Genomic DNA, 21,686 nt, shown 5'->3' with positions numbered 1-21,686 from the left:
CGCTATCCCCGCACCCCCACCTCGAAGGGATCAGCACATGCACAGAACTGTCAGGGGCATGCCCGCCGCCATGGTGGTCGCCCTCTCCGCCGGACTGCTCACCGCCACCGTCCCCGCCGCCCATGCGGCAGCGGGCGCGAGCCTGCCCTTCACCTCCGTGGAGGCCGAGTCCGCCACCACCACCGGCACCAAGATCGGCCCCGACTACACCCAGGGCACCGTCGCTTCCGAGGCCTCCGGACGCCAGGCCGTGCGCCTGAACTCGGGCCAGCGCGTGGAGTTCACGGTGCCGCGCGCGAGCAACGCGGTGAACGTCTCGTACAACGTCCCCGACGGCCAGTCGGGCTCGCTCAACGTGTACGTCAACGGCACCAAGCTCGCCAAGACGCTCCCGGTGACCTCCAAGTACTCGTACGTCGACACCGGTTGGATCGCCGGCGCCAAGACGCACCACTTCTTCGACAACGCCCGGATGCTGCTCGGGCAGAGCGTCCAGGCGGGCGACAAGGTCGCCTTCGAGTCGACCGGCACCCAAGTCACCGTCGACGTGGCGGACTTCGAGCAGGTCGGCGGGGAGGCCACCCAGCCCGCGGGCTCCGTCTCGGTCACCTCCAAGGGCGCCGACCCGAGCGGGAACGGCGACTCCACGCAGGCCTTCAGGGACGCGATCGCCGCCGCCCAGGGTGGAGTGGTGTGGATCCCGCCGGGCGACTACAAGCTGACGTCCTCGCTCAGCGGCGTCCAGAACGTCACGCTGCAGGGCGCGGGCAGCTGGTACTCGGTCGTGCACACCTCCCGTTTCATCGACCAGTCCAGCTCCTCCGGCGGCGTGCACATCAAGGACTTCGCGGTGATCGGCGAGGTCACCGAGCGCGTCGACTCCAACCCGGACAACTTCGTCAACGGCTCGCTCGGGCCGAACAGTTCGGTCTCCGGCATGTGGATCCAGCACATGAAGGTCGGCCTGTGGCTGACGGGCAACAACGACAACCTCGTCGTCGAGAACAACCGCATCCTCGACACCACCGCCGACGGCCTCAACCTCAACGGCAACGCGCACGGGGTCCGCGTTCGCGGCAACTTCCTGCGCAACCAGGGTGACGACTCGCTCGCCATGTGGTCCCTGAACGGCGCGGACAGCAACAGCAGCTTCGAGAACAACACCATCTCGCAGCCCAACCTCGCCAACGGCATCGCGATCTACGGCGGCACCGACATCACCGTCAGCGACAACCTGGTCTCCGACACCAACGCCCTCGGCAGCGGCATCGCGATCTCCAACCAGAAGTTCCTCGACCCCTTCTCCCCGCTGGCCGGCACGATCACCGTCTCCGGGAACACGCTCGTGCGCACCGGCGCGATGAACCCCAACTGGAACCATCCGATGGGCGCGCTGCGCGTCGACTCCTACGACAGCGCGGTGAACGCCACCGTGAACATCACCGACACCACGATCACCGACAGCCCCTACGGCGCCTTCGAGTTCGTCTCCGGCGGCGGACACGGCTACTCGACCGGCAACGTCAACGTCAGCGGGGCGACGGTGAAGAACACCGGCACGGTCGTCGTCCAGGCGGAGGCACAGGGCACGGCGAAGTTCAGCAACGTCCAGGCCACCGGCGTCGGCGCGGCCGGCATCTACAACTGCCCCTACCCGTCCGGCTCCGGCACGTTCACGATCAACGACGGAGGCGGCAACTCCGGCTGGAGCAGCACCTGGAGCGACTGCTCGACCTGGCCGCAGCCCGGCCAGGGCAACACCGACCCGGACCCGAACCGCAACCTCGCCAAGGGCCGCCCGGCCACCGCGACCGGCTCACAGGACGTCTACACCCCGGGCAAGGCGGTCGACGGCGACGCGAACACCTACTGGGAGTCGACCAACAACGCCTTCCCGCAGTCGCTGACGGTCGACCTCGGCTCGACGCAGGCCGTGCGCAAGCTGGCGCTGAAGCTCCCGCCGTCGTCCGCCTGGGCCGCACGCACCCAGACGGTCACCGTGCTGGGCAGCACCGACGGCTCGAACTACTCGACCGTCGTCGGCTCCACCGGCTACCGCTTCGACCCGGCCACCGGCAACACGGCCACCGTCTCCCTCCCGGCGAGCACCGACCTGCGCTACCTGCGGTTGACGGTCACGGCCAACACGGGTTGGCCGGCGGGGCAGTTCAGCGAGGTGGAGGCGTATCTGACGAACTGAGGCGGTGTTTCAGGCATGAGTTCGGCTCGTGAGCAGTCCGTTGCGAAGACTTCCCCGCGGCCAGGATCCCGACTGAGGCGGTTCTGACAGCCCGGTAACGGCCCGCTCACGCGGCGGCAAGACGGTGTGGCGACCCTGACGCCATGACCGACTCCACCGCCGGCACGCCGGCCCCGGCAGCCTCCCCGACCCTCTACGAACAACTCGGAGGGGAGGAGGCCGTCGGGGCCGTCGTCGACCTCTTCTACGACAAGGTACTGAGCGACCCGGATCTGCGGCCGTACTTCACGGGCGTGGATCTGGACCGGCTCAAGCAGCACCAGCGCCGTTTCATCGGCCAGGCGCTCGGGGCCACCCGCCCCTACTCCGGGCGCTCGATGCGCACGGCCCACGCGCACCTGGCCGTCACGCAGGACGCCTTCGACCGGGTGGTGACCCATCTCGCCGGGGCGCTCACCGAGGCGGGCGTCGACGAGGACACCATCGGCACGATCGCGCAGAGCCTGCTGCCGCTGCAGCAGGAGATCGTCACCGCCTGACGCTCAGGGCCGGTCGGCCGGGTCCGCCTTGCCGCTCTCCGGGTCCGCCTTCCCGCGCTTCGCCGCCTGGATCTGCTCGTAGACATGGGTGCGCAGTTCGGCGAAGCGCGGGGCCACGCGGGTGTTCAACTGGTCCCGCTCGTCGGGCAGATCCACCTTCAGCTGCTCCTGCACGACGGTGGGGGAGGCCGACAGGACGACGACCCGCTCACCGAGGTAGACGGCCTCGTCGATGTCGTGGGTGACGAACAGGATCGTGATGCCGCGCTCCCGCCACAGGCCGCGGACGAGGTCCTCCAGGTCCGCGCGGGTCTGCGCGTCGACGGCGGCGAACGGCTCGTCCATCAGCAGGACGTCGGGCTCGTAGGCGAGCGCGCGGGCGATGGCGACGCGCTGCTGCATACCGCCGGACAGCTGCCAGGGATAGGCACCGGCGGCGTCCGCGAGACCGACCGAGGCGAGGGCGTCCGCGACCAGTTCCTTGCGCCTGGACTTGCTCAATCCCTTGTGTTTGAGGGGGAGTTCGACGTTCTCGGCGACCCGCATCCAGGGGAAGAGGCTGCGCCCGTACTCCTGGAAGACCAGCGCCATCCCCGGCGGCGGCCCGCTCACCGGCTTTCCCGCGAACAGCACCTGCCCTCCGGTCGGGGCGAGCAGCCCGCCCAGGCATTTCAGCAGCGTCGTCTTGCCGCAGCCCGACGGGCCGACGACACAGACGAGTTCGCCGGACTCCACCGTGAAGGTCAGGTCGCGCACCGCCTCCACGCGGCGGCCCGAGCCCTCGTAGACCTTCCGCAGTCCGGATATGTCGAGCAGCGCGTCCATGGACCGCCCTTTCACGAGGTTCACGCCGACCGCCGGGTGGATGCGCGCAGGCCGTGGTACCAGGCGAGCACCCGCCGTTCGACCAGCTGGAAGACGACGGACAGGGCAAAGCCGAGCAGCCCGAGGACGAGGATGCCGGTCCACATGTCGGGGATGGCGAAGCTGCGCTGGAACTGTACGACGGTGAAGCCGATGCCGTTGCTGGCCGCGAACATCTCGCTGATGACCATCAGGATGATGCCGATGGACAGCGCCTGGCGCAGCCCAGCGAAGATCTGCGGACCGGCCGAGGGCAGCACCAGGGAGCGCAGCCGGGCGGCGCCGGTGATGCCGTAGGAGCGGGCCGTCTCCAGCATCACCGAGTCGACCGCGCGCACGCCCTCGACCGTGTTGAGCAGGATCGGCCACACACAGCCGCTGGCGATCACGACGATCTTCATCGAGTTGCCGATGCCGGCGAACAGCATGATGACCGGGACCAGCACGGGCGGCGGCACGGCCCGCAGGAACTCCAGCACCGGTTCGCAGAAGGCGCGCACCCGCCGGTAGGAGCCGATGACCGTGCCGAGCGCGATGCCCACGACGGCCGCCAGCGCGTAGCCGGCCAGCAGCCTGAGCACGCTCGGCAGCACGTCCGAGCGCAGCCGGTCGGCGGTCCACACGTCGGGGAAGGTCTTCAGGATCGTCCGCAGGGGCGGCCAGTAGGGGTTGACGCTGCCGCTGGAGGCGGCCCACCACACGGCGATCAGCACCGCGGGCAGCGCGAGCACGAACACCGCCCTCAGCAGCACGCGCCCGATCACACCGCCACCTCCCCGCGCACCGACTGGTGCCAGGCCAGCGCCCGCCGCTCGACCGTGCGCGCACCGACGTTGATGAGCAGCCCCAGCAGCCCGGTGACGACGATCAGCGCGTACATCTCGGGCACCGCCTGCGAGCTCTGCGCGACCGCGATCTGCTGGCCCAACCCCGGTGCGCCGATGACGAGTTCGGCGGTGATGGCGAGGATCAGCGCCACCGCGGCGGCCAGCCGCACCCCCGTCATGACGTACGGCAGCGCGGTCGGCCACAGCACGTGCCGCACGCGAGCCCAGGTGCCGAGGCCGTACGAGCGTGCCGTCTCCTCGGCGACCGGGTCGACGTCCTGGACGCCGTAGAGGGTCTGGATGAGCACCTGCCAGAACGACGCGTACACCACGAGCAGCAGGACGGAGCGCAGTTCGGTGCCGTACAGCAGCACCGCCAGCGGGATGAGGGCGACCGAGGGGATGGGGCGCAGGAACTCGATCGTCGAGGCCGTCGCCTCGCGCAGATACGGCACGACGGAGACCAGCACGCCGACGACGACACCCGCGCCGACCGCGATCGCGAGCCCGATCGCCCAGCCGGTGAGGGTGTCGCCGAGCGCCGACCAGAACGCGCCGTCGGTGATCTCGTCCCACAGGGCCGAGGCGATGCGGCTGGTCGGCGGGAAGTAGCTCTCCTTGACCAGGCCGGTCCGCGGCACCACCTCGCCCAGGGCGAGGAAGGCCGCGAGTCCGGCCGCACCGAGTGCGGTGTTCAGCCCTTTCACGGCATCAGCTTGTCGACGTCCGGCGCCGACTTGAACAGGCCGTCCTGCCGGCCTTCCTTGGCCAGCGTCTCGATCGAGGCCTGGTTCGGCTCGGCGGGCCAGTGCGGCAGTGTCATCTTCGACAGCAGGGCGGCTGGGATCTTGGTGTACGTACCGACGATCTTGCGGACCTCGGCCGGGTTCTTGTCGGAGTAGGCGAGGGCTTCCTTGGTCGCCGCCTGGAACCTCTTGACCACGTCGGGGTTCTTCTGCGCGTACTGCTGCGAGGTGAAGAACATCGCGACGGTCAGGTTCGCGGCGGCGTCGACGAAGGGGGACCCGACGTTCTTCGCGCCCTCGCTCTTGGCCTGGGTGAAGGCGGGCTCCACGATGAAGGCGCCGTCGACCTGGCCCTTGTCGAGCGCGGCCGGCATCTGGTCGAAGGGCAGCTCGACGAACTTGATCTTCGAGGGGTCGCCGCCCGCCTTGCGGACCGAGGCGCGCACCGTCGTGTCGCCGATGTTGTTGAGGTTGTTGACGGCGACCTTCTTGCCCGCGAGCTGCTTGGCCGAGGTGATGCTGCTGCCCTTGGGGACGACCAGACCGCAGAAGTCGGCGTTCTCCTTGCCGGTGGAGTTGACGCCCTCGGCCACGGCCTTGACCGGCACGTTGTTGGTCTGGGCGATCAGCAGCGAGGTGACGTTCGAGAAGCCGAACTGGTACTGGCCGCTGACCACGCCGGGCACGATGGCCGCGCCGCCCTGGGCCTGGCTGATGGAGAGCTTCAGCCCGTGCTTGGCGTAGAAGCCCTTGGCCTGGCCGACGTAGAGCGGGGCGGTGTCGACGATCGGGATGGTGCTGACCTTGATGGTGGTGGTCCCGCCGGACGAGGCGCCGCCGCCCGAAGAGCCGGAGCCCCCGGACGAGCCGCAGGCCGTCGCGGCGAGCAGGAACGTGCCGGTGGCGAGACCGGCGATCAGACGGCGCATGGCTCCTCCTGTGCAGAGAACGGGTGCAGCGGTGTTCCGACAGGTTGTGCGCGAGGCGCACAGTAGTGCGCAGACCTGCTCAGCGGGAAGGTAGAAGCGGCAACGGCTCCGGTCAATAGGTTCGCTGACAACATTGTTGACACTTTGGGGGTGGCAATGCCAGGGGGAGCCCGAGCACCACACTTCGTCAGGTCCTTCGAACGCGGCCTCGCCGTCATCCGTTCCTTCGGCGCCGAGCACCCCGTGCGCACCCTGAGCGAGGTCGCCGACTCCTGCGGCCTGACCCGGGCCGCCGCCCGCAGGCTGCTGCTGACCCTCGTCGATCTCGGCTACGTCCACCAGGACGGCCGGCTCTTCCGCCTCACCCCGCGCGTGCTGGAACTCGGCTACTCCTATCTCGCCGGCATCACGCTGCCGCAGATCGCCGAGCCGCATCTGGAGCAACTCGTCGAGCAGGTACGGGAGTCGTCGTCGCTGTGCGTCCTCGACGGCGACGACATCGTCTACGTGGCGCGGGTCCCCACCCGCCGCATCATGTCCGCGGCCATCACCGTGGGCACCCGCTTCCCGGCGCATCTGACCTCCACGGGCCGGGTGATCACCGCCCATCTGCCCGACGAGGAGATCGACGCCCGGCTCGCCCGCACGGAGCTGCTGCCCCTGACGGAACACAGCGTGACGTCAACCGCGGCCCTGCGGGCGGAACTTCAGCGCGTACGGCGACAGGGGTACGCCCTGGTCGACCAGGAGCTGGAGGAGGGGCTCCGGTCGGTGGCCGCCCCGGTGCGCGACCGAGGCGGCGACGTGGTCGCGGCCGTCAACATCGCGGTCCCGGCGGGCCGCAACTCCGTCGAGTCGATCCGCCGGGACCTGCTGCCGCACCTGCTGGAGACGGTCGCCCGGATCGACGCCGACCTGAGGATCACAGGTCCAGCAGGAGCCGCTTCCCGCGGCAGCGGGACACACAGATCATCATCGTCTCCCCGCTCTCCCGTTCCGCGTCGGTGAGCACCGAGTCGCGGTGGTCCGGGGTGCCGTCGAGGACATCGGTCTCACAGGTGCCGCAGGTGCCCTCGGTGCAGGAGAACAGCACCTCGACGCCCGCGGCACGGATGGCGTCCAGCACGGAGACGTCCGGGCCGACGGTGACTGTACGGCCGCTCTGCGCCAGCTCGACCTCGAACTCGCCGTTCGCAGCGGCCGGTTGCTCCTTCGGCGTGAACCGCTCCACCCGCAGCCGCCCGGCCGGGCAGCGCGCCTCGACCGCGTCCAGCAGCGGGCCGGGACCGCAGCAGTACACGAGCGCGTCGTCGGGCAGATCACCCGTGACCGCCTCCAGGTCCAGCAGCCCGAACTCGTCCTGCGGGCGGAGCATCACTCGGTCCCCGTAGCGCGCCAACTCGCCAGCAAAGGCAAGGGAGTTACGGGTGCGCCCACCGTACAGCAGCGTCCACTGCGCGCCCGCCGCCTCGGCCGCGGCCAGCATCGGCAGGATCGGGGTGATGCCGATGCCGCCGGCGACGAAGCGGTAGCGGGCGGCGGGCTCCAGCCGGAAGTGGTTGCGCGGCCCGCGCACCCGCACCTTGTCGCCCTCGCCCAACTCCTCGTGCACACGGGCGGATCCACCGCGCCCGTCCGGCTCCCGCAGCACCGCGATCCGCCACGCCGAACGGTCCGCGGGGTCCCCGCACAGCGAGTACTGCCGCTCCAGCTCCGGCCCGAGCACGACGTCGACATGGGCGCCCGGCTCCCAGGCCGGCAGCTCCTCGCCCAGCGGATGGCGCAGGGTGAGGGCGAGCACGCCGTCGGCCGCCGACTCCCGGCGTTCGACGACGAGTTCGGCTTCGTACACGGTCATGACGCGCTGCTCTCCTGCGGCCGGTGTCCTTCGGGGCGGGTCCGGTGGCCCTCGGGATGCGGCCGATGTCCTTCGGGATGGCCGAGCATCCACTCCCACATCGTGACGGGGTCCTGGGCGGTGTGCTCGGCGCCGCAGTGACAGGTGCCGTGCAGGGTGTCGGTGCCCGGCAGCCAGTCGATGCGGTAGATCTCGCCGGTGGGGCTGTTGCTCACAGGACCTTCTCCACGGGCTTGTCGCCCTCCTCGACCAGGCGGGCGAGGATACGGCGGGCGGCCAGGCCGCCGGTGTCGATGTTGATGCTCAGCTCCTGGTACCCCGTCCGCTCCGAACCGAGCGTCCGCTGCAGCAGGTTGAGCGCGTCGACGTCCTGCATGACCACCGTGTGGTTGTTGGCCCGCAGGAACTCGGTGACCTCGGCGTCCTCGACCGCCCAGTCGCGCGAGACCATCCAGAAGTCGTACACGTGCCCGTCGGCGGAGGGTGTGATGGCGTACGTGATCTCGGTGTGGAAGCCGTTCGGATCGCTGCCGTCGGCCTCCGGCACCACGCCGACCGGCGCGATCCGGCTGTGCAGCAGATACAGGCACGGGGCGTGGTACTCGATGTCCTGCCAGCGCGTGATCCGCCCCTGGATGCCGGTGGACCTGGCGTAGAACGGCGGACACGCCGCGTCGTCCATGTGCCGGCTGACCCGCACGATGCCCGCGCCCTCGTCGACCTCGGTCGTGATCGGCGTCTCGGCGACCTCGGGGGTGCCGATGTAACCGCCGTGCAGATAGGTCTCGTGGGAGAGGTCGAGGAGGTTGTCGACCAGCAGCCCGTAGTCGGCGTCGATCGGCTCCATGCCGCGGACGGTGACCCAGCCGGGGGAGTCGAGGTGCCTGGCCCGCGGGATGGTCTGCGCGTCGGCGAGCGCCGGGTCGCCGATCCACACCCACACCAGAGAGTCCTGCTCGACGACGGGATACGAGGCGACGCGCGCCGTGCGCGGCACCCGCTTCTGACCGGGCACATACACACACGTACCGGTCGTGTCGTACGTGAACCCGTGGTACCCGCACACGAGTTTGTCCCCGTCGAGCCGGCTCGGCCTCTCGTGCAGCGGGAAGCGCCGGTGCACACACCGGTCGGCGAGCGCGACGGCCGTCCCGTCCTCCTCGGTGCGGTAGAAGACGAGCGGCTCACCGAGGATCGTCCGGCCGAGCAGTTCCTCGCGCCCGACCTCGTGGCTGTAGGCGGCGACATACCACTGGTTCCTGGCGAAAGCGGTCGTGTGCGGCATGGCGGTTCCCGTCCCTGTCGGCGGGGCTGCGTCGCCCCGCGTGCCGTGGTTGAACTCAGAGTCGTGATGCGCGCCACACGGGAGCAAGGGCGCTTCCGTCAGACGGAAGCCGGGAACTCACACCCGCCCCGCGGCGACTACTGCACCGGAACCCACGGCCTGCTGGGCCGCGACGGGGCCGAGGACCACCGCGCCGTGGCGGAGGCCATCGATCGCTGCGGCGTCCTGCCGTTCGCGGACCGGGAGTACGCGTCCCTGTCCGGAGGCGAGCGCCAACGTGTCCTGCTGGCACGCGCGTTGGCGCAGAGCCCGCAGCTCCTGGTCCTGGACGAGGTCACCAACCACCTCGACATCCGCGCCCGGTTCGAGCTGCTGGACCTGATCCGCGCCACCGGCGTCACCACGCTGGCCGTCCTGCACGAGGGGGCGGTGGTCACCGCGGGACCGGTGCTGAAGGTGCTGACCCCGGCCGTCCTCAGCAACGTCTTCGGCGTCCGGGCGACCACCGAGCGGCACGCCGACGGCGTCATCCGCGTCAGCTACGCGGCTCACCCGCTGGCCGACGCCGTGACGGCCGACACCGACACCACGGCGGACGGGGACGGCATGCCCGCCGAGAGCGCCGTTCGCTGACCGTCCGCCGATGCCCCGCCGACGGCCCGAACGGCACGACCAGGCGGCGATCACCCGTACCCGGGAGGGAGCCGGGGCGCCCGGTGGCCGTCGACGGTGCGGCGGCCGGCGCGTTCGGTGGGGACGAGATGCGTGCGCGCGTCCTCGCAGGCGGCTGCATGTGATCTTGGATACCTGCGCATATGTCCAGCTGTGCAGGAGAGTGCCGAGCCCCCTACGGTGGGCGGGCCGTGGTGCTCGGGAAGTCGGTGCGAAGCCGACGCGGCCCTCGCCACTGTGAATCGGGGAGTTCCCCGCCCACGTCCCGCAAGGGACAGCCACTGGCCGTCGTGAGGCGGCCGGGAAGGCGGGCGGCCGGAACGCACGACCTGTAAGCCAGGAGACCGGCCACGGCATCTCACGAAGTGATCCACGAGGTGCTGGAGCGTGACCGAATGACCTTGCCCGAAACATCATCCGTGACTTCATCCGTGCCGGAGACCGCCGGGCCCGCCGCCTTCCGCTGGCGGCGCGAGGACACCGTCAGGACGATCGGGCTGATGGCGGTGATCGCCGCCCTGCACGCCGTCGCCTTCGGCATCCTCTTCCTCCTGGTCGTACCCGGGCACTACGAGATCGGCTCCAAGGCGTTCGGTATCGGCCTCGGTGTCACCGCCTACACCCTCGGTATGCGGCACGCCTTCGACGCCGACCACATCGCCGCCATCGACAACACCACCCGCAAGCTGATGGCCGACGGCAAACGGCCGGTGTCCGTGGGGTTCTGGTTCGCGCTCGGGCACTCGAGCGTGGTGATCGTGTTGGCCGCCCTGGTGGCGGGCGGCGCCCAGGTCGCGGGCACGCTCGTCGACGACGACTCCAGCACCCACCAGACGCTCGGAGTCATCAGCACGACCGTTTCCGGCTCCTTCCTCTACGTCATCGCCGCCCTCAACCTCGTGGCCCTGCTGGGCATCCTGAAGGTGTTCCGGGCGATGCGGGCCGGGACGTACGACGAGAGGGAACTCGAACAGCACCTGGATTCCCGGGGGTTCATGAACCGCGTCCTCGGCCGCCTCACCAGGTCGATCACCCGCCCCGGCCAGATGTACCCCGTCGGCCTCCTCTTCGGCCTCGGCTTCGACACCGCCACCGAGGTCACGCTGATGGTGATGGCCGGCTCCGGCGCGGCGGCGGGCCTGCCCTGGTACGCCGTCCTCAGCCTGCCGCTCCTGTTCGCCGCCGGCATGAGCCTGTTCGACACGCTCGACGGCACCTTCATGAACTTCGCCTACCAGTGGGCCTTCTCCAACCCGGTCCGCAAGGTGTTCTACAACCTCACCATCACCGGCCTGTCCATCGCCGTCGCCTTCTTCATCGGCACGATCGAGCTGGTCGGCGTCCTGCACGACAAGCTCGGCCTGACCGACACGGTCACCAACCGGATCTCCGGCCTCGACCTGGACAACGTCGGCTACGTCATCGTCGGCCTGTTCGTCGTCGTTTGGGCGGCGGCGCTGGGCTACTGGAAGGTGGCGAAGGTCGAACAGAGGTGGGCGACCCGGCCGGCCGACGGCGGCTGACACGTCCGGCGCGGCGTGACGCGTGCCACGCGTACGACCCGGAACTCGGGCCCCGACCCCTGCGACTCCTGAAGCGGTACGGCCGGATCCGACGACGCCGTACGACGCGATCTGGAGACCCGGTGATGGACGACTCCCGACCTTCCTCCCCCGGCGCGGGCGCGGTGCCGCGCAAGCTGGTGCCGCCTCCCGCGCTCTGCGGCTTCCTTCTGCTGCTGGCCCTGCTCTTCACGGTGTCGTACGCCGTGGGGGCCTCCGCCGGACCCGTCGCGCCCGGTATGCACGGTACGGGCAGTGGCACGGGCACGGGTTCCGGCGACGGCACGAGTACCGGGGGCACCGGCGGCGGGATGCAGGACATGGACGACGCGCACTCAGGAGGCAACTGATGGGCGCCGAACCGGTGGTGGCCCTGACGACCACCGATCTGACCGTCGGCGGCATGACCTGCGCGGCCTGCGTGAAGCGTGTCGAGAAGAAGCTCGAGAAGCTGGACGGGGTCTCGGCGACCGTCAATCTGGCCACCGGACGGGCCCGGGTGAGCCATCCGCCCGACATCGGCCCCGACGAACTCGTCGCCACGGTCGAGAAGGCCGGATACACCGCCGCCCTGCCCGAGCCGCCGAAGAAGGAGCGGCGCGAGGAGGCGGGGGACGGGGAGTCCGAGGGCGCCCGTCAGGAACGCGACCGGCTGCTGATCACCGCGTCGCTCGCGCTGCCCGTCCTCGTGCTGTCGATGGTGCCCGCGCTCCAGTTCCGCGACTGGCAGTGGCTGTGCTTCGCGCTCGCCGCGCCCGTAGCCGTGTGGGGCGCCTGGCCCTTCCACGCTCGGGCCGTACGGGGGCTGCGGCACTCGGCGGCCACCATGGACACCCTGGTGTCGCTGGGCGTGGTGGCGTCCTTCACCTGGTCCGCGTACGCGCTCTTCCTCGGCGGAGCGGGCGAGCCGGGCATGCGGATGCCGTTCAGCCTGGTGCCGTCGGCCTCGGACGGCGTGGCCGACATCTATCTCGAAGCTGCCGTCGGCGTGCCGCTGTTCGTGCTCGCCGGGCGGTTCCTGGAGGCGCGGGCGCGGAACGGTACCGGGGCGGCGCTGCGCTCGCTCGCCCGACTCGCGGCCAAGGAGGTCGCCGTACGGGAAGGAGACTCCGAACACCTCGTTCCCATCGAGGAGTTGGGCGTGGGGCAGGTCTTCGTGGTCCGTCCCGGCGAGCGGATCGCCACCGACGGCGAGGTGACACAGGGCAGTTCGGCCGTGGACCTGTCCCTGGTCACCGGAGAGACCGAACCCGTCGAGGTCGGGCCGGGCTCGGCCGTGGTCGGTGGGGCCGTCAACGCCGGCGGGCTGCTGCTCGTACGGGCCACCGCCGTCGGGGCGGACACCCAACTCGCCCGGATCACGCGGTTGGTGACCGAGGCGCAGGCCGGCAAGGCGAAGGCGCAGCGGCTGGCCGACTCGGTCGCCGGGGTGTTCGTTCCCGTGGTGCTGGCGCTGGCCGTCACGGTCCTCGGATTCTGGCTGGGAGCGGGCGCCGATCCGCAGGCGGCGATCACCGCGTGTGTCGCCGTCCTGGTCGTGGCCTGCCCGTGCGCGCTGGGTCTCGCCACGCCCACCGCACTGATGGCCGCCACCGGGCGCGGTGCCCAACTGGGCGTCCTCGTCACCGGTCCGCAGGCCCTGGAGGGACTCCAGCACCTCGACGCGGTCGTCCTGGACAAGACCGGCACCCTCACGTCGGGGCACATGAGCGTCGCCCGGATCACCGCCGTACCGGACGGACTCGGCCGCGATGCGGTGCTGCGGCTGGCGGGTTCCGTCGAGCGGGGGTCGGAGCATCCGCTGGGGCGGGCCATCGCCGCGTTCGCCCGGCGGGAGTCGGGCACGCGGCTGCCCGAGGTGGAGGAGTTCCGCGCGCTGCCGGGGCGCGGGGTACGGGGCCGGGTCGAGGGGCGGCTGGTCGGAGTCCTCGCGCCCGACGACGACCTGCCCACGGGACTGTCGGTGGACGAAGCCGCGGCGCACACCCCGGTGCTGGTGTACGTCGACGGAGTCGCCGAGGCGCTGATCGAGGTCGGCGACGTCGTCCGGCCCGGCAGCTACCGGGCCGTCGACCGGCTGCGGCGCCTGGGCGTACGGCCCGTGCTCGCCACCGGCGACCGCGAGGCACCCGCCCGGGCCGTCGCGGCATCTCTCGGCATCGACGAGGTGCACGCCCGCTGCACCCCCGAGGACAAGGCCGCCCTCGTGGGCGACCTCCAGGCGCAGGGCCACCGGGTCGCGGTCATCGGTGACGGCGTGAACGACGCCGCGGCCCTGGCCGGTGCCGACCTCGGCATCGCCATGGGCACCGGCTCCGACGTGGCCATCGGCGCCGCCGACGTGACCCTCGTCCGTGCGGACATCGAGGCCCTGGCGGACGCGGTCCGGCTGGGCCGCCGCACGCTGCGCACCATCCGGGCCAATCTCGCGTGGGCGTTCGGCTACAACGTCGTGACCGTGCCGCTCGCCATGGTCGGCCTGCTCAACCCGATGGTGGCAGCCGCCGCGATGTCGGTCAGCTCGGTGCTGGTCGTCGCCAACAGCCTGCGGCTGCGCGGTTGGCAGCCCACGTCCGCTCCCGTCGCCCGGAGGCGTACGCGATGAGCACACCGTCCCTGTGGCTGCCGACCCGTCGCCGTCTCACCGACACCCTGCTGGCCGCCGTCGCGCCGGTCGCCGCGTTCAGCCTCGCCCTCGGCGGCCTGGCGACATGGGTCGCGGCCGGGAAGGCGGGCAGCCCGCCCCGCATCGGCATCACGAACGGGCGCGTCTTCCTGCCGTACGGCGACAGCACGGAGACCGCCGCCTTCTTCGACGTCCTCAACCTCGGCGGGGCGGACGACCGGCTGGTGAGCGTGGCCTCCTCCGCGACGCGCGGGGAGCCGGTCCTCAGCCGGCACCGCATGTTGGGCGGCGGCGGCGCCTCGAACGCCGCCGTCACCTCGCTCGCCGTCCCCGCGGGCCGGGGACTGTCCATGTCCCCGGCCCGCGGGGACGTCACACTGACGCCCAGGGCCCGCCTGCGCTCGGGCGACCTCGTGCCGTTCACCCTGCACTTCGAGCACAGCGGGGCGGTCAAGACGCTCGCGGTGGTGATCAGGCCGGCATCGTGAACGGTCGCCGGTGGATATCCGTACCCCCGCGTGACGACCGACGTCCGGATGCGAGGATGAGGCGCCATGACAGCAGGGTGGTGTTCTCGCACGCTACGGGCCGCGGTCTTCGCGGCCGTGTGCGTGCTGCTCGCCGCCCTGGGCCACGTCCTGATGTCCGGAACCGACGTACCCGCGTGGGTACTTGCCGCGGGGTTCGCCGCGACGGGCACCGCGGGTTGGTGCCTGGCGGGCCGTGAACGCGGACTGCCGCTGATCGTGACGGTCGTGGTCGCCGTCCAGGCGGCGCTGCACGAGGCGTTCTCCCTCGCGCAGTCGTCATCGGGCGGCGCGGCATCGAGCGGCATGAAGAGCATGCACATGGGCTCCATGCACATGGGCTCCATGCACATGGGCTCCATGCACATGGGCTCCATGCACAAGGGATCGATGCCGATGCACTCCATGGACATGGGGCACATGGACATGGCGCACATGGACATGAGCCCTATGCCTCACATGGGGCACATGGCGCAGCCGATGGACGGCTGGGGCTCCTCGTACGGCATGTTCGCCGCTCACCTCCTGGCCGCGCTCCTGACCGGTCTGTGGCTCGCGTACGGCGAGAAGGCCGCCTTCCGCATCCTGCGGGCCGTGGCCGGCCGGCTGGCGGCGCCGCTACGGCTGCTGCTGGCGCTGCCGCCCGCCCCGGACCGGCCGCGCGTCCACCCGCGTCGCCCTCGCTCGGACAGGGCGCCGAGCCTGCGTCTGCTCGTTCATGCGATCACCTCTCGGGGACCTCCTGCGGGGACCGCTGTCGTCTGAGGACAGCCGGCTTCCCGGGGCCGCCCCTGTGCGCCCCGGGCTCGGCCGTCGGCCCGCGCAAGCGTCGTAGCGTCATCGCGCCGTGCTGTGTGGGTCGTTGGGCCGTCTCCCCACTCACCGGACCGTTCGCGCCCTCGCGCGCCCCGGTCCGGATCACGGATCCCGATAGGACACCAGGTGATCACCTCTGCCCTGCCCGAAACTCACCACACGACGAAGAAAAACGGAAACGAAGAAACGGCGTCCGTCGACGAGTCGGTGACCGCCTGGGCGCTGGCCGCCCGTGGCGGTGACCCGGACGCCGTCGCGCAGTTCGTCATCGCTCTGCAGCGCGACGTCCAGCGCTACGTCGCCCATCTGTGCGGCGATCCCCAGGCCGTCGAAGACCTCGCCCAGGACACGTTCCTGCGCGCGCTGGGCAGCCTGCATCGCTTCGAGGGCCGTTCCTCGGCGCGCGCCTGGCTGCTGTCCATCGCCCGTCGGGCGGTCGTCGACAGCTACCGGTACGCCGCCGCACGGCCCCGGCTGTCCGACGTGCCGGACTGGCAGCTGGCCGTCGAACTGGCCCAGCCCCGGGACCTGCCCGGCTTCGACGACGGCGTCGCGCTGCTGGATCTGCTGGCCGCGCTGCCCGATGAACGCCGGGAGGCGTTCATCCTCACCCAGCTGCTCGGCCTCCCGTACGCGGAGGCGGCCGAGTTCAGCGACTGCCCGATCGGCACGGTCCGCTCCCGCGTGGCCCGCGCCCGCTCGACCCTGCTGAGCCTGCTGGACGAGGCGGAGGAGCCCGCCGCGCCGGCAGCGGTCTGAGCCTTTCCGCGCGAGGGCGTCGGGGGCAACTGGGGATTGCCCCCGACAGTGAAGGCTGTCGGGGGCAATCCGGTGCGGTGGCGGTGGGGGCTGCGGCGCCCGCCCTGTCACTCGTAGCCGACGACCTTGAAGTCCTTGTTGACGAAGCAATGGTGCGGCCAGTTGATGCTGATGTTGTGCACCTCGTACTCGCCGTCGGCGAGCTTCACCACGCGGTCGACGATCCCGCCCGGGACGACCGCCTGAGCGGCTGCGGTGGCCTTGTAGGCGACCGAGCCGGTCTGGATCGTCCCTTCACCCTCGGTGTAGTCGGGAATCTTCCCCACCGACCTGTCGGGGGACGGGATTCCCTGCTGGAAGGGGATGACACCCGCCGCGTCGGCGGCAGCGGCTCCGCCGTCACCGTGCGGCTGGACCACGACCTTCGCCGCTGTGATGTCGGCGCTGTCCACCAGTCCCAGGACGAGCACACTGGCGCCCTTCTTCGCCGCCTTGGCGGACGTGTGGTGACCGTTCTTCAGAAACGTCGTGGACGCGTTGTCGGTCACCGTGACCGTCACGCCCGTGGCCGTCTTGAGGGTGAAGCCCGACGAGTTCGTCGCCTGGACGATGCCCGTGGCGCCACCGTCGGAGGGATCGGCCCGCTGGCCGCCGTCCGTGGGGAGGGCGGTCGGGGTCGCGGACGGGGCGGCCGCCGACGGGGTGGACGCGGCGGAGATGCCCGCGGTGGCAAAGCCGGCCAGCGCGCAGGTGAGTGCGGCCCCCGCGATCCAGACGGTCTTATTGGCCTTCAGCTGAAATCCCCTCTTTCGATGACTGTTTCCAGGATTGGCTTCACGCATGGGATGGCTCCTCATTCGGATTGCAAGCAAGAAAAATAGTGACCGAAGAGAATGTGAAATCGGTTATGGCTGCCTAGGAATCCGCTCCGGCTGCCCGCACCCCGGAACCGGTCGGGGGACTAGCGTCGGTGACATGACACTCTCGTACGACATCCACGGCGATGGGCCCACCGTGGTGCTGCTGCACTCCTCCGTGTGTGACCGGCGCATGTGGGACCCGCAGGTGCCGGGGCTGACCGAGGCGGGTTATCGCGTGGTGCGGTTCGACTTCCGGGGCTTCGGCGAGACACCGGTCGCGGATCGGCCGTACAGCGACGCCGGGGATGTCTGCGACCTCCTGGACCACCTGGAGTGCGAGCGGTACGCCCTGATCGGCTCTTCGCACGGTGGTGAGGTGGCCCTGGAAGTGGCGGCAACCCGGACCGACGCCGTCGCTTCTCTCGTTCTGCTCTGTGCCGGGATGCCGGGACATGTTCCGGGGCCCGAGCTGCGGGCGTTCATCGAACGTGAGAACGCGCTTTTGGCAGCGGACGACGTCGCTGGAGCGGTGCAGTTGAACCTCGCGACATGGATGGGACCCGAGGCCAAGCCGGAAGCACGGCAGTTGGTCCGCGTGATGCAACGGCACGCCCTGGATACACAGCGGGCGGCCAGGTTCGCCTCGGCCGGTGTCCCGGTGGATCTGGCCAGGATCACGGCTCCCTGTCTGGCGGTGTCCGGTGCGCATGACCTCGCGGACTTCCGGGAGATCGCCGTCGGCCTGCCGGGACAAATCCCCGGCGCCCGTCACCTCGAACTGCCCTGGGCGGGTCACTTCCCCTCCCTGGAGCGGCCCGACGAGGTCACCCGCCTGCTGATCGACTTCCTCTCCACGACCTTCCCTGCCCAGTGACGCGAGCCCCGCATCGGGATGCGGGGCGCCGGGCCTGCTTCAGGCGCCGGTGGTCCACGCCGCCGTGGGCACTTCGCGGGCGGCCCAGGCGGTGAACGTGGTCGCCGGGCGGCCCAGGACCTGCTCGACTCCGTCGGAGACATACGCGTCGGCGCCCGTGCGGATTCCCTCCAGCATCGCCATCCGCCACTCCACATAGCCTTCCGGCGTGCCGGCCGCCCGCAGCCGGGCCATGTGCGTGGCCGGATCCTCGGGTTCGAAGCGCACCTTGACGCCCGAGGCGGCCGAAAGGACCGCCGCGGCCTCCTCGAAGGACACCGCAGTGGGCCCGGACAGAGCGATCCGCCAACCCACGCACGCTCGCTCCACCAGGATCCTGGCAGCGGTCTCGGCGAGATCCCGCACATCGATGAACGGCTCGGCAGCAGTGCCCACCGGCGCGGAGATCACCCCGTCCACCGGGGCGAACATCGCCTCGGTGAAGTTCTGCGCGAAGTGCGAGGGACGCAGCACCGTCCACGGAACCGGCCCCGCCTCCAGCGCCCGTTCGGCGAGGTCGACCGCACCGCCGGGAAGGAACTCCACCCCACGGGCCGACAACAGCACCGCATGCCGGACGCCCGCCGAGGCCGCGACGTCGAGGAAGCGGGCCAGGAGGCCGTTCCAGTCCCGCGCGGATCCCGGGCCGACGACGAACACACTCTCGGCGTCGCCGACCGCCGCCGCCCAGGTGGAGGCGTCATGCCAGTCGAACCGCACCCGCGAACTCCGGCTCGCCGCCGTCGCTTCGTGTCCCTGCCGGGTCAACGTCTCGGTCAGGCGCCGCCCGACCTTCCCTTTTCCGCCCAATACGACGATCTGTGCCATACCCCCACGCTAGGCACCCCACCGCAGATGATGGATAGGTGATCGACGAGAAAACATTCGTGTTCGTCTACGCTGACGGGGTGGATGTTCTCAGCGACCAGCTCGCCCGCGCCCGGGCGCGTGGTGCGGTGTTCTCCACCCTGCGTCGCGTCGCGCCATGGGGGCTGGAGTTCTCCGGCCGGCGTCCCCTGACCGCGCACATCCTTCTGGAGGGCACGGCCTGGCTCAGCGCTCGCGAGGAAGAACCGATCCGTCTCGACGCCGGCGATGTCGTTCTCGCCACGCAGGGAGATCCGTATCGGATCGTCAGCGAGATCGGTGCCGACGCCGAGACGATCACCGACGCCCGCCGCCGAGGCAGTGACCGGGGGCCCGGAGACGCCGCCACCGTCCTGTGCGGGGCGTACGTGGTCGAGGGCAGCGTGGGAAGGAGCCTGCTGGAGTCGCTGCCCCGATTCGTGCGCATCCCACCGGACGAACAGACGGCCCGGCACCGCGACGCGATCGGCCTGCTGGCCGCGGAGGCCGATGCCGACGAGACCGGGCAGCAGGCCCTTCTCGACCGACTCCTGGATCTCAACCTGGTGTACGCGCTGCGCAGTTGGTGGCGGCAGGACCGCGGTCACGCGCCCGGGTGGTACCGGGCGCTGGCCCATGAGGGCCTCGCACGGGTGATGCAGGAGGTCCATGAACGACCGGAGCGCAAGTGGACCCTGGAGGTCATGGCGCACACCGCGGCCATGTCCCGGGCCGCGTTCACCGCCACCTTCAGGAAGGTGATCGGCCAGAGTCCCGGTGCCTACGTGACCCAGCTGCGGATGGGGTACGCCGAAGACCTGCTGCTGCGTACGGACGCCCCCTTGGCTTCCGTGGCGGCACGCGTGGGCTACACGAACGAGTTCGCCTTCGCCACCGCCTTCCGGCGCGCCCACGGCCTCGCGCCCGGACAGTGGCGCACCGCCCGCCGTCACTGAACCTGGTTGTCGCGACAAACCGAACTACCCATGGGGAACGGGTAGTTGGTGCTGCGGTCGGGTCACCGGGTGTACGCCGTTGCCTCGGCCACATGCCGCCAGGTGTCGAGCTCGGCCCGGACCGTCCTGAGCTTGTCCTGGACCCTTTGCACGCAGTCGGCGCCGAGCTGGAGACGGAGCGGGGGGTTGCTGTGGGCAGAGAGGTCGACGATGGCGGCCGCGGCCTTGGCGGGGTCTCCGGTCTGGGCGTGGTTGGCGGCACGGGCGCGTTCACGTGAGGCGCCGGCGGTGACGGCGTAGTCGGGGATGCGGTGAGGGGTGGTGCGCAGACTGCTGGAGTCGAGTAAGTCCGGCACTGCGCAGCGCACTCGCCCCGCTCGACGTGCACGTGACCATCGTCGAACCCGGCTACTTCCGCACCGGGGGAGCCGGTGAAACCGGCGACCGAGCTGATGTTGACGATTCGAGAGCTGGAACAGTCCGGGGCGAGACGGTGAAGCCAAGGGCGCCGACGCGACGCAGGCACCGCGAAATCTCTGAGGCCCGTCGAAGGCGAGCCGCGGTCAGCGCTCCAGCTCCCGGTGCGCCGTCTCCGGCAGCCGCAGATACACCAGTGACGACAGCAGGCAGAGCGCCGCCACGTACCAGGGGAACAGCCCTGAGTGGCCCAACTCCTTGAAGAGCGTGCCCACATAGGGTGCCGTGCCGCCGAAGAGAGCGACCGTCAGGGAGTACGGGAAGCCTATGCCCGCCGCGCGGACCCGGGGCGGGAACACCTCGGCGTTCACCGCCGCGCTGATCGACGTGAAGCCGGTCAGCAGGACCATGCCCGCGCACTGCACGAGCAGCAGCACCGCGAAGGAGTCGCGCAGGGAGTGCAGCAGGGGCACGCCGAGCAGGGCGAAGCCCAGACCGAAGAGGAGGAGAAGGGGGCGGCGGCCGAAGCGGTCGGAGAGCCATCCACCGAGGGGCTGGAGCAGACCGAAGAAGGCAAGCGAGATCGTGCCCGCGAGCAGCGCGTCGGACTTGGCGACGCCCGCGTTGAGTTCGGCGTACGTCGGCAGGTACGAGGTCCAGGTGTAGTACGCGATCGTGCCGCCCGCGGTGATCCCGCAGATGAGGAGCGACTCGCGCGGGTGCCGGCGCAGCGCCTCGAACAGGCCCGGGTGCGGGGCGCGTTGCTGCTCCTCGCTGCGCGTCTCGATGGCTCCCCGGCGGATCCAGAAGCCGACAAGACTCAGTACGGCGCCGAAGGCGAAAGGAACGCGCCACCCCCAGCCGTCCATCGACGGGTCGGCCAGGGTGTCCACCAGCAAGGTCGCGATCCCCGAGGCGACCAGCTGTCCCGCGGTCGTCGACACGTACTGGAAGCTGGAGAACAGCCCGCGCCGCCCGGGGCCCGCAGACTCCACCAGGAAGGTCGTCGAGGCCGCGAACTCCCCGCCCACGGACAGGCCTTGGAGCAGCCGGGCGAGGACCAGGATCACCGGGGCCAGGACGCCGGCCGCCGCGTACGTCGGGGTCAGACCGACCAGCAGACTGCTGCCGCCCATCAGCAGGATGGTGACCGTCAGGGCGGAGCGCCGCCCGTGCCGGTCCGCGATCGCTCCCATCAGCAGTCCGCCGACGGGCCGCATGAAGAACCCGACCGCGAACACCGCGAACGTCGACAGCAGCGGGACCAGGGAGTCGGACGCGCTCTTGGGGAAGACCGCGGCGGCGATGTACGTGGCGAGGAACGTGTAGGCGTACCAGTCGTACCACTCCACGGCGTTGCCCACCGACGCGGCGAACAGCTGTCGTACGGGGCGTCCGGTCGTCGGAGGTGCCGAGCGCGTCTGAGTCATGATCGCGACCTCCCCGGCGGACGGACCCGGCACACCTCACCCCCGCCTCAGCAC

The 21,686-nt window shown here is 70.7% G+C and carries 23 protein-coding genes and 1 riboswitch; of the genes, 12 read left to right on the top strand and 11 right to left on the bottom strand.

The genetic code is table 11. From position 1 onward, the window contains the following. Positions 1-37: 37 nt before the first annotated feature. Complete coding sequence (locus tag JYK17_RS27910; protein ID WP_108006018.1) at positions 38-2,200, top strand: discoidin domain-containing protein; 2,163 nt, start codon at positions 38-40, stop codon at positions 2,198-2,200. Positions 2,201-2,343: 143 nt separating this feature from the next. Next, positions 2,344-2,739, top strand: a complete 396-nt coding sequence (locus tag JYK17_RS27905) for a group I truncated hemoglobin (RefSeq protein ID WP_108006016.1) — start codon at positions 2,344-2,346, stop codon at positions 2,737-2,739. 3 nt (positions 2,740-2,742) lie between these two features. Here the strand turns inward: JYK17_RS27905 and JYK17_RS27900 are convergent, their stop codons facing one another. From JYK17_RS27900 to JYK17_RS27885, 4 genes are read right to left on the bottom strand one after another with little or no spacing between them, the layout of a single operon-like run. Then, positions 2,743-3,564 carry an ABC transporter ATP-binding protein gene (locus JYK17_RS27900; RefSeq protein ID WP_222811437.1) on the bottom strand — a complete coding sequence of 274 codons (822 nt, stop codon included), beginning with the start codon at positions 3,562-3,564 and terminating at the stop codon, positions 2,743-2,745. Between the two features lie 20 nt (positions 3,565-3,584). After that, entirely contained in the window at positions 3,585-4,364 is a 780-nt protein-coding gene (locus JYK17_RS27895; RefSeq protein WP_222811457.1) for an ABC transporter permease, read from the bottom strand. After that, positions 4,364-5,137 (bottom strand): ABC transporter permease, encoded by a 774-nt coding sequence (locus JYK17_RS27890; protein WP_128801398.1) that lies wholly within the window; start codon positions 5,135-5,137, stop codon positions 4,364-4,366. Before JYK17_RS27890 ends, JYK17_RS27895 begins: the two co-directional genes overlap by 1 nt. Next, complete coding sequence (locus JYK17_RS27885; RefSeq protein WP_128801397.1) at positions 5,134-6,105, bottom strand: ABC transporter substrate-binding protein; 972 nt, start codon at positions 6,103-6,105, stop codon at positions 5,134-5,136. The genes JYK17_RS27890 and JYK17_RS27885 overlap by 4 nt, the downstream gene beginning before the upstream one ends. Positions 6,106-6,261: 156 nt before the next feature. Here JYK17_RS27885 and JYK17_RS27880 point away from each other — a divergent pair, with 156 nt between their 5' ends. Continuing rightward, complete coding sequence (locus JYK17_RS27880) at positions 6,262-7,113, top strand: IclR family transcriptional regulator domain-containing protein (RefSeq protein ID WP_222811436.1); 852 nt, start codon at positions 6,262-6,264, stop codon at positions 7,111-7,113. Here JYK17_RS27880 and JYK17_RS27875 read toward each other — a convergent pair. Genes JYK17_RS27875 through JYK17_RS27865 form a run of 3 tightly spaced genes read right to left on the bottom strand, consistent with a single transcriptional unit; the run spans position 7,028 to position 9,248 of the window. Then, positions 7,028-7,963 carry a PDR/VanB family oxidoreductase gene (locus JYK17_RS27875; RefSeq protein WP_222811435.1) on the bottom strand — a complete coding sequence of 312 codons (936 nt, stop codon included), beginning with the start codon at positions 7,961-7,963 and terminating at the stop codon, positions 7,028-7,030. The genes JYK17_RS27880 and JYK17_RS27875 overlap by 86 nt on opposite strands. Next, complete coding sequence (locus JYK17_RS27870; protein WP_108006004.1) at positions 7,960-8,178, bottom strand: hypothetical protein; 219 nt, start codon at positions 8,176-8,178, stop codon at positions 7,960-7,962. Before JYK17_RS27870 ends, JYK17_RS27875 begins: the two co-directional genes overlap by 4 nt. Continuing rightward, on the bottom strand, positions 8,175-9,248 hold the full coding sequence (locus tag JYK17_RS27865; RefSeq protein ID WP_222811434.1) for a Rieske 2Fe-2S domain-containing protein: 1,074 nt from the start codon (positions 9,246-9,248) through the stop codon (positions 8,175-8,177). The genes JYK17_RS27870 and JYK17_RS27865 overlap by 4 nt, the downstream gene beginning before the upstream one ends. Before the next feature lie 66 nt (positions 9,249-9,314). Between JYK17_RS27865 and JYK17_RS27860 the strand changes: the two genes are divergently transcribed. From JYK17_RS27860 to JYK17_RS27830, 7 genes are all read left to right on the top strand, one after another. Beyond that, positions 9,315-9,881 (top strand): ATP-binding cassette domain-containing protein, encoded by a 567-nt coding sequence (locus JYK17_RS27860; protein ID WP_261996227.1) that lies wholly within the window; start codon positions 9,315-9,317, stop codon positions 9,879-9,881. Positions 9,882-10,095: 214 nt separating this feature from the next. After that, positions 10,096-10,287: riboswitch (cobalamin riboswitch) on the top strand. 28 nt (positions 10,288-10,315) lie between these two features. Next, the gene (gene nicT / locus JYK17_RS27855; RefSeq protein ID WP_108007416.1) at positions 10,316-11,443 is read left to right on the top strand and encodes a Nickel transporter NicT; all 1,128 of its coding nucleotides are present in this window, start codon (positions 10,316-10,318) and stop codon (positions 11,441-11,443) included. Positions 11,444-11,568: 125 nt separating this feature from the next. Then, on the top strand, positions 11,569-11,832 hold the full coding sequence (locus tag JYK17_RS27850) for a hypothetical protein (RefSeq protein WP_108006000.1): 264 nt from the start codon (positions 11,569-11,571) through the stop codon (positions 11,830-11,832). Beyond that, positions 11,832-14,087 carry a heavy metal translocating P-type ATPase gene (locus tag JYK17_RS27845; protein WP_222811433.1) on the top strand — a complete coding sequence of 752 codons (2,256 nt, stop codon included), beginning with the start codon at positions 11,832-11,834 and terminating at the stop codon, positions 14,085-14,087. Before JYK17_RS27850 ends, JYK17_RS27845 begins: the two co-directional genes overlap by 1 nt. Beyond that, a complete protein-coding gene (locus JYK17_RS27840) occupies positions 14,084-14,596 on the top strand; it encodes a copper chaperone PCu(A)C (protein ID WP_108005996.1) in 513 nt (170 codons plus the stop codon). The genes JYK17_RS27845 and JYK17_RS27840 overlap by 4 nt, the downstream gene beginning before the upstream one ends. Before the next feature lie 66 nt (positions 14,597-14,662). Beyond that, positions 14,663-15,400: a hypothetical protein gene (locus JYK17_RS27835; RefSeq protein ID WP_222811432.1), complete on the top strand. Its 738-nt coding sequence runs from the start codon at positions 14,663-14,665 to the stop codon at positions 15,398-15,400. A gap of 177 nt (positions 15,401-15,577) precedes the next feature. Then, on the top strand, positions 15,578-16,210 hold the full coding sequence (locus JYK17_RS27830) for a sigma-70 family RNA polymerase sigma factor (protein WP_372465311.1): 633 nt from the start codon (positions 15,578-15,580) through the stop codon (positions 16,208-16,210). A gap of 107 nt (positions 16,211-16,317) precedes the next feature. Here the strand turns inward: JYK17_RS27830 and JYK17_RS27825 are convergent, their stop codons facing one another. Next, positions 16,318-17,052, bottom strand: a complete 735-nt coding sequence (locus JYK17_RS27825) for a hypothetical protein (protein WP_222811431.1) — start codon at positions 17,050-17,052, stop codon at positions 16,318-16,320. Positions 17,053-17,185: 133 nt separating this feature from the next. Between JYK17_RS27825 and JYK17_RS27820 the strand changes: the two genes are divergently transcribed. Beyond that, entirely contained in the window at positions 17,186-17,944 is a 759-nt protein-coding gene (locus tag JYK17_RS27820; protein ID WP_222811430.1) for an alpha/beta fold hydrolase, read from the top strand. A 39-nt stretch (positions 17,945-17,983) separates the two neighbouring features. On the opposite strand, the gene JYK17_RS27815 is transcribed toward JYK17_RS27820, so the two are convergent. Then, entirely contained in the window at positions 17,984-18,811 is an 828-nt protein-coding gene (locus JYK17_RS27815) for an NAD(P)H-binding protein (RefSeq protein ID WP_222811429.1), read from the bottom strand. 80 nt (positions 18,812-18,891) lie between these two features. Here JYK17_RS27815 and JYK17_RS41065 point away from each other — a divergent pair, with 80 nt between their 5' ends. Next, positions 18,892-19,785, top strand: a complete 894-nt coding sequence (locus tag JYK17_RS41065; RefSeq protein WP_234548261.1) for an AraC family transcriptional regulator — start codon at positions 18,892-18,894, stop codon at positions 19,783-19,785. Positions 19,786-19,847: 62 nt separating this feature from the next. On the opposite strand, the gene JYK17_RS27805 is transcribed toward JYK17_RS41065, so the two are convergent. Further along, the gene (locus tag JYK17_RS27805; protein WP_181362680.1) at positions 19,848-20,141 is read right to left on the bottom strand and encodes a Rossmann-fold NAD(P)-binding domain-containing protein; all 294 of its coding nucleotides are present in this window, start codon (positions 20,139-20,141) and stop codon (positions 19,848-19,850) included. Between the two features lie 207 nt (positions 20,142-20,348). Then, positions 20,349-21,632 (bottom strand): MFS transporter, encoded by a 1,284-nt coding sequence (locus JYK17_RS27800; RefSeq protein WP_222811428.1) that lies wholly within the window; start codon positions 21,630-21,632, stop codon positions 20,349-20,351. Positions 21,633-21,686 lie beyond the last annotated feature (54 nt).

Source organism: Streptomyces plumbidurans (assembly GCF_019857225.1).
GTDB lineage: Bacteria > Actinomycetota > Actinomycetes > Streptomycetales > Streptomycetaceae > Streptomyces > Streptomyces plumbidurans.
The sequence above is the reverse complement of the archived record's forward strand: the minus strand, read 5'-3'. Positions and strand labels throughout refer to the sequence as shown.

Excerpts from the sequence above, each read along its gene's own strand:
- JYK17_RS27835 (WP_222811432.1), top strand. The coding sequence starts at position 14,663 with ATGACAGCAGGGTGGTGTTCTCGCACGCTACGGGCCGCGGTCTTCGCG.
- JYK17_RS27860 (WP_261996227.1), top strand. The coding sequence starts at position 9,315 with ATGCGCGCCACACGGGAGCAAGGGCGCTTCCGTCAGACGGAAGCCGGG.
- JYK17_RS27800 (WP_222811428.1), bottom strand. The coding sequence starts at position 21,632 with ATGACTCAGACGCGCTCGGCACCTCCGACGACCGGACGCCCCGTACGA.
- JYK17_RS27845 (WP_222811433.1), top strand. The coding sequence starts at position 11,832 with ATGGGCGCCGAACCGGTGGTGGCCCTGACGACCACCGATCTGACCGTC.
- JYK17_RS27825 (WP_222811431.1), bottom strand. The coding sequence starts at position 17,052 with ATGCGTGAAGCCAATCCTGGAAACAGTCATCGAAAGAGGGGATTTCAG.
- JYK17_RS27900 (WP_222811437.1), bottom strand. The coding sequence starts at position 3,564 with ATGGACGCGCTGCTCGACATATCCGGACTGCGGAAGGTCTACGAGGGC.
- JYK17_RS27885 (WP_128801397.1), bottom strand. The coding sequence starts at position 6,105 with ATGCGCCGTCTGATCGCCGGTCTCGCCACCGGCACGTTCCTGCTCGCC.
- JYK17_RS27910 (WP_108006018.1), top strand. The coding sequence starts at position 38 with ATGCACAGAACTGTCAGGGGCATGCCCGCCGCCATGGTGGTCGCCCTC.
- JYK17_RS27815 (WP_222811429.1), bottom strand. The coding sequence starts at position 18,811 with ATGGCACAGATCGTCGTATTGGGCGGAAAAGGGAAGGTCGGGCGGCGC.
- JYK17_RS27840 (WP_108005996.1), top strand. The coding sequence starts at position 14,084 with ATGAGCACACCGTCCCTGTGGCTGCCGACCCGTCGCCGTCTCACCGAC.
- JYK17_RS27865 (WP_222811434.1), bottom strand. The coding sequence starts at position 9,248 with ATGCCGCACACGACCGCTTTCGCCAGGAACCAGTGGTATGTCGCCGCC.
- JYK17_RS27880 (WP_222811436.1), top strand. The coding sequence starts at position 6,262 with ATGCCAGGGGGAGCCCGAGCACCACACTTCGTCAGGTCCTTCGAACGC.
- nicT (WP_108007416.1), top strand. The coding sequence starts at position 10,316 with ATGACCTTGCCCGAAACATCATCCGTGACTTCATCCGTGCCGGAGACC.
- JYK17_RS27820 (WP_222811430.1), top strand. The coding sequence starts at position 17,186 with ATGACACTCTCGTACGACATCCACGGCGATGGGCCCACCGTGGTGCTG.
- JYK17_RS27875 (WP_222811435.1), bottom strand. The coding sequence starts at position 7,963 with ATGACCGTGTACGAAGCCGAACTCGTCGTCGAACGCCGGGAGTCGGCG.
- JYK17_RS27850 (WP_108006000.1), top strand. The coding sequence starts at position 11,569 with ATGGACGACTCCCGACCTTCCTCCCCCGGCGCGGGCGCGGTGCCGCGC.
- JYK17_RS27905 (WP_108006016.1), top strand. The coding sequence starts at position 2,344 with ATGACCGACTCCACCGCCGGCACGCCGGCCCCGGCAGCCTCCCCGACC.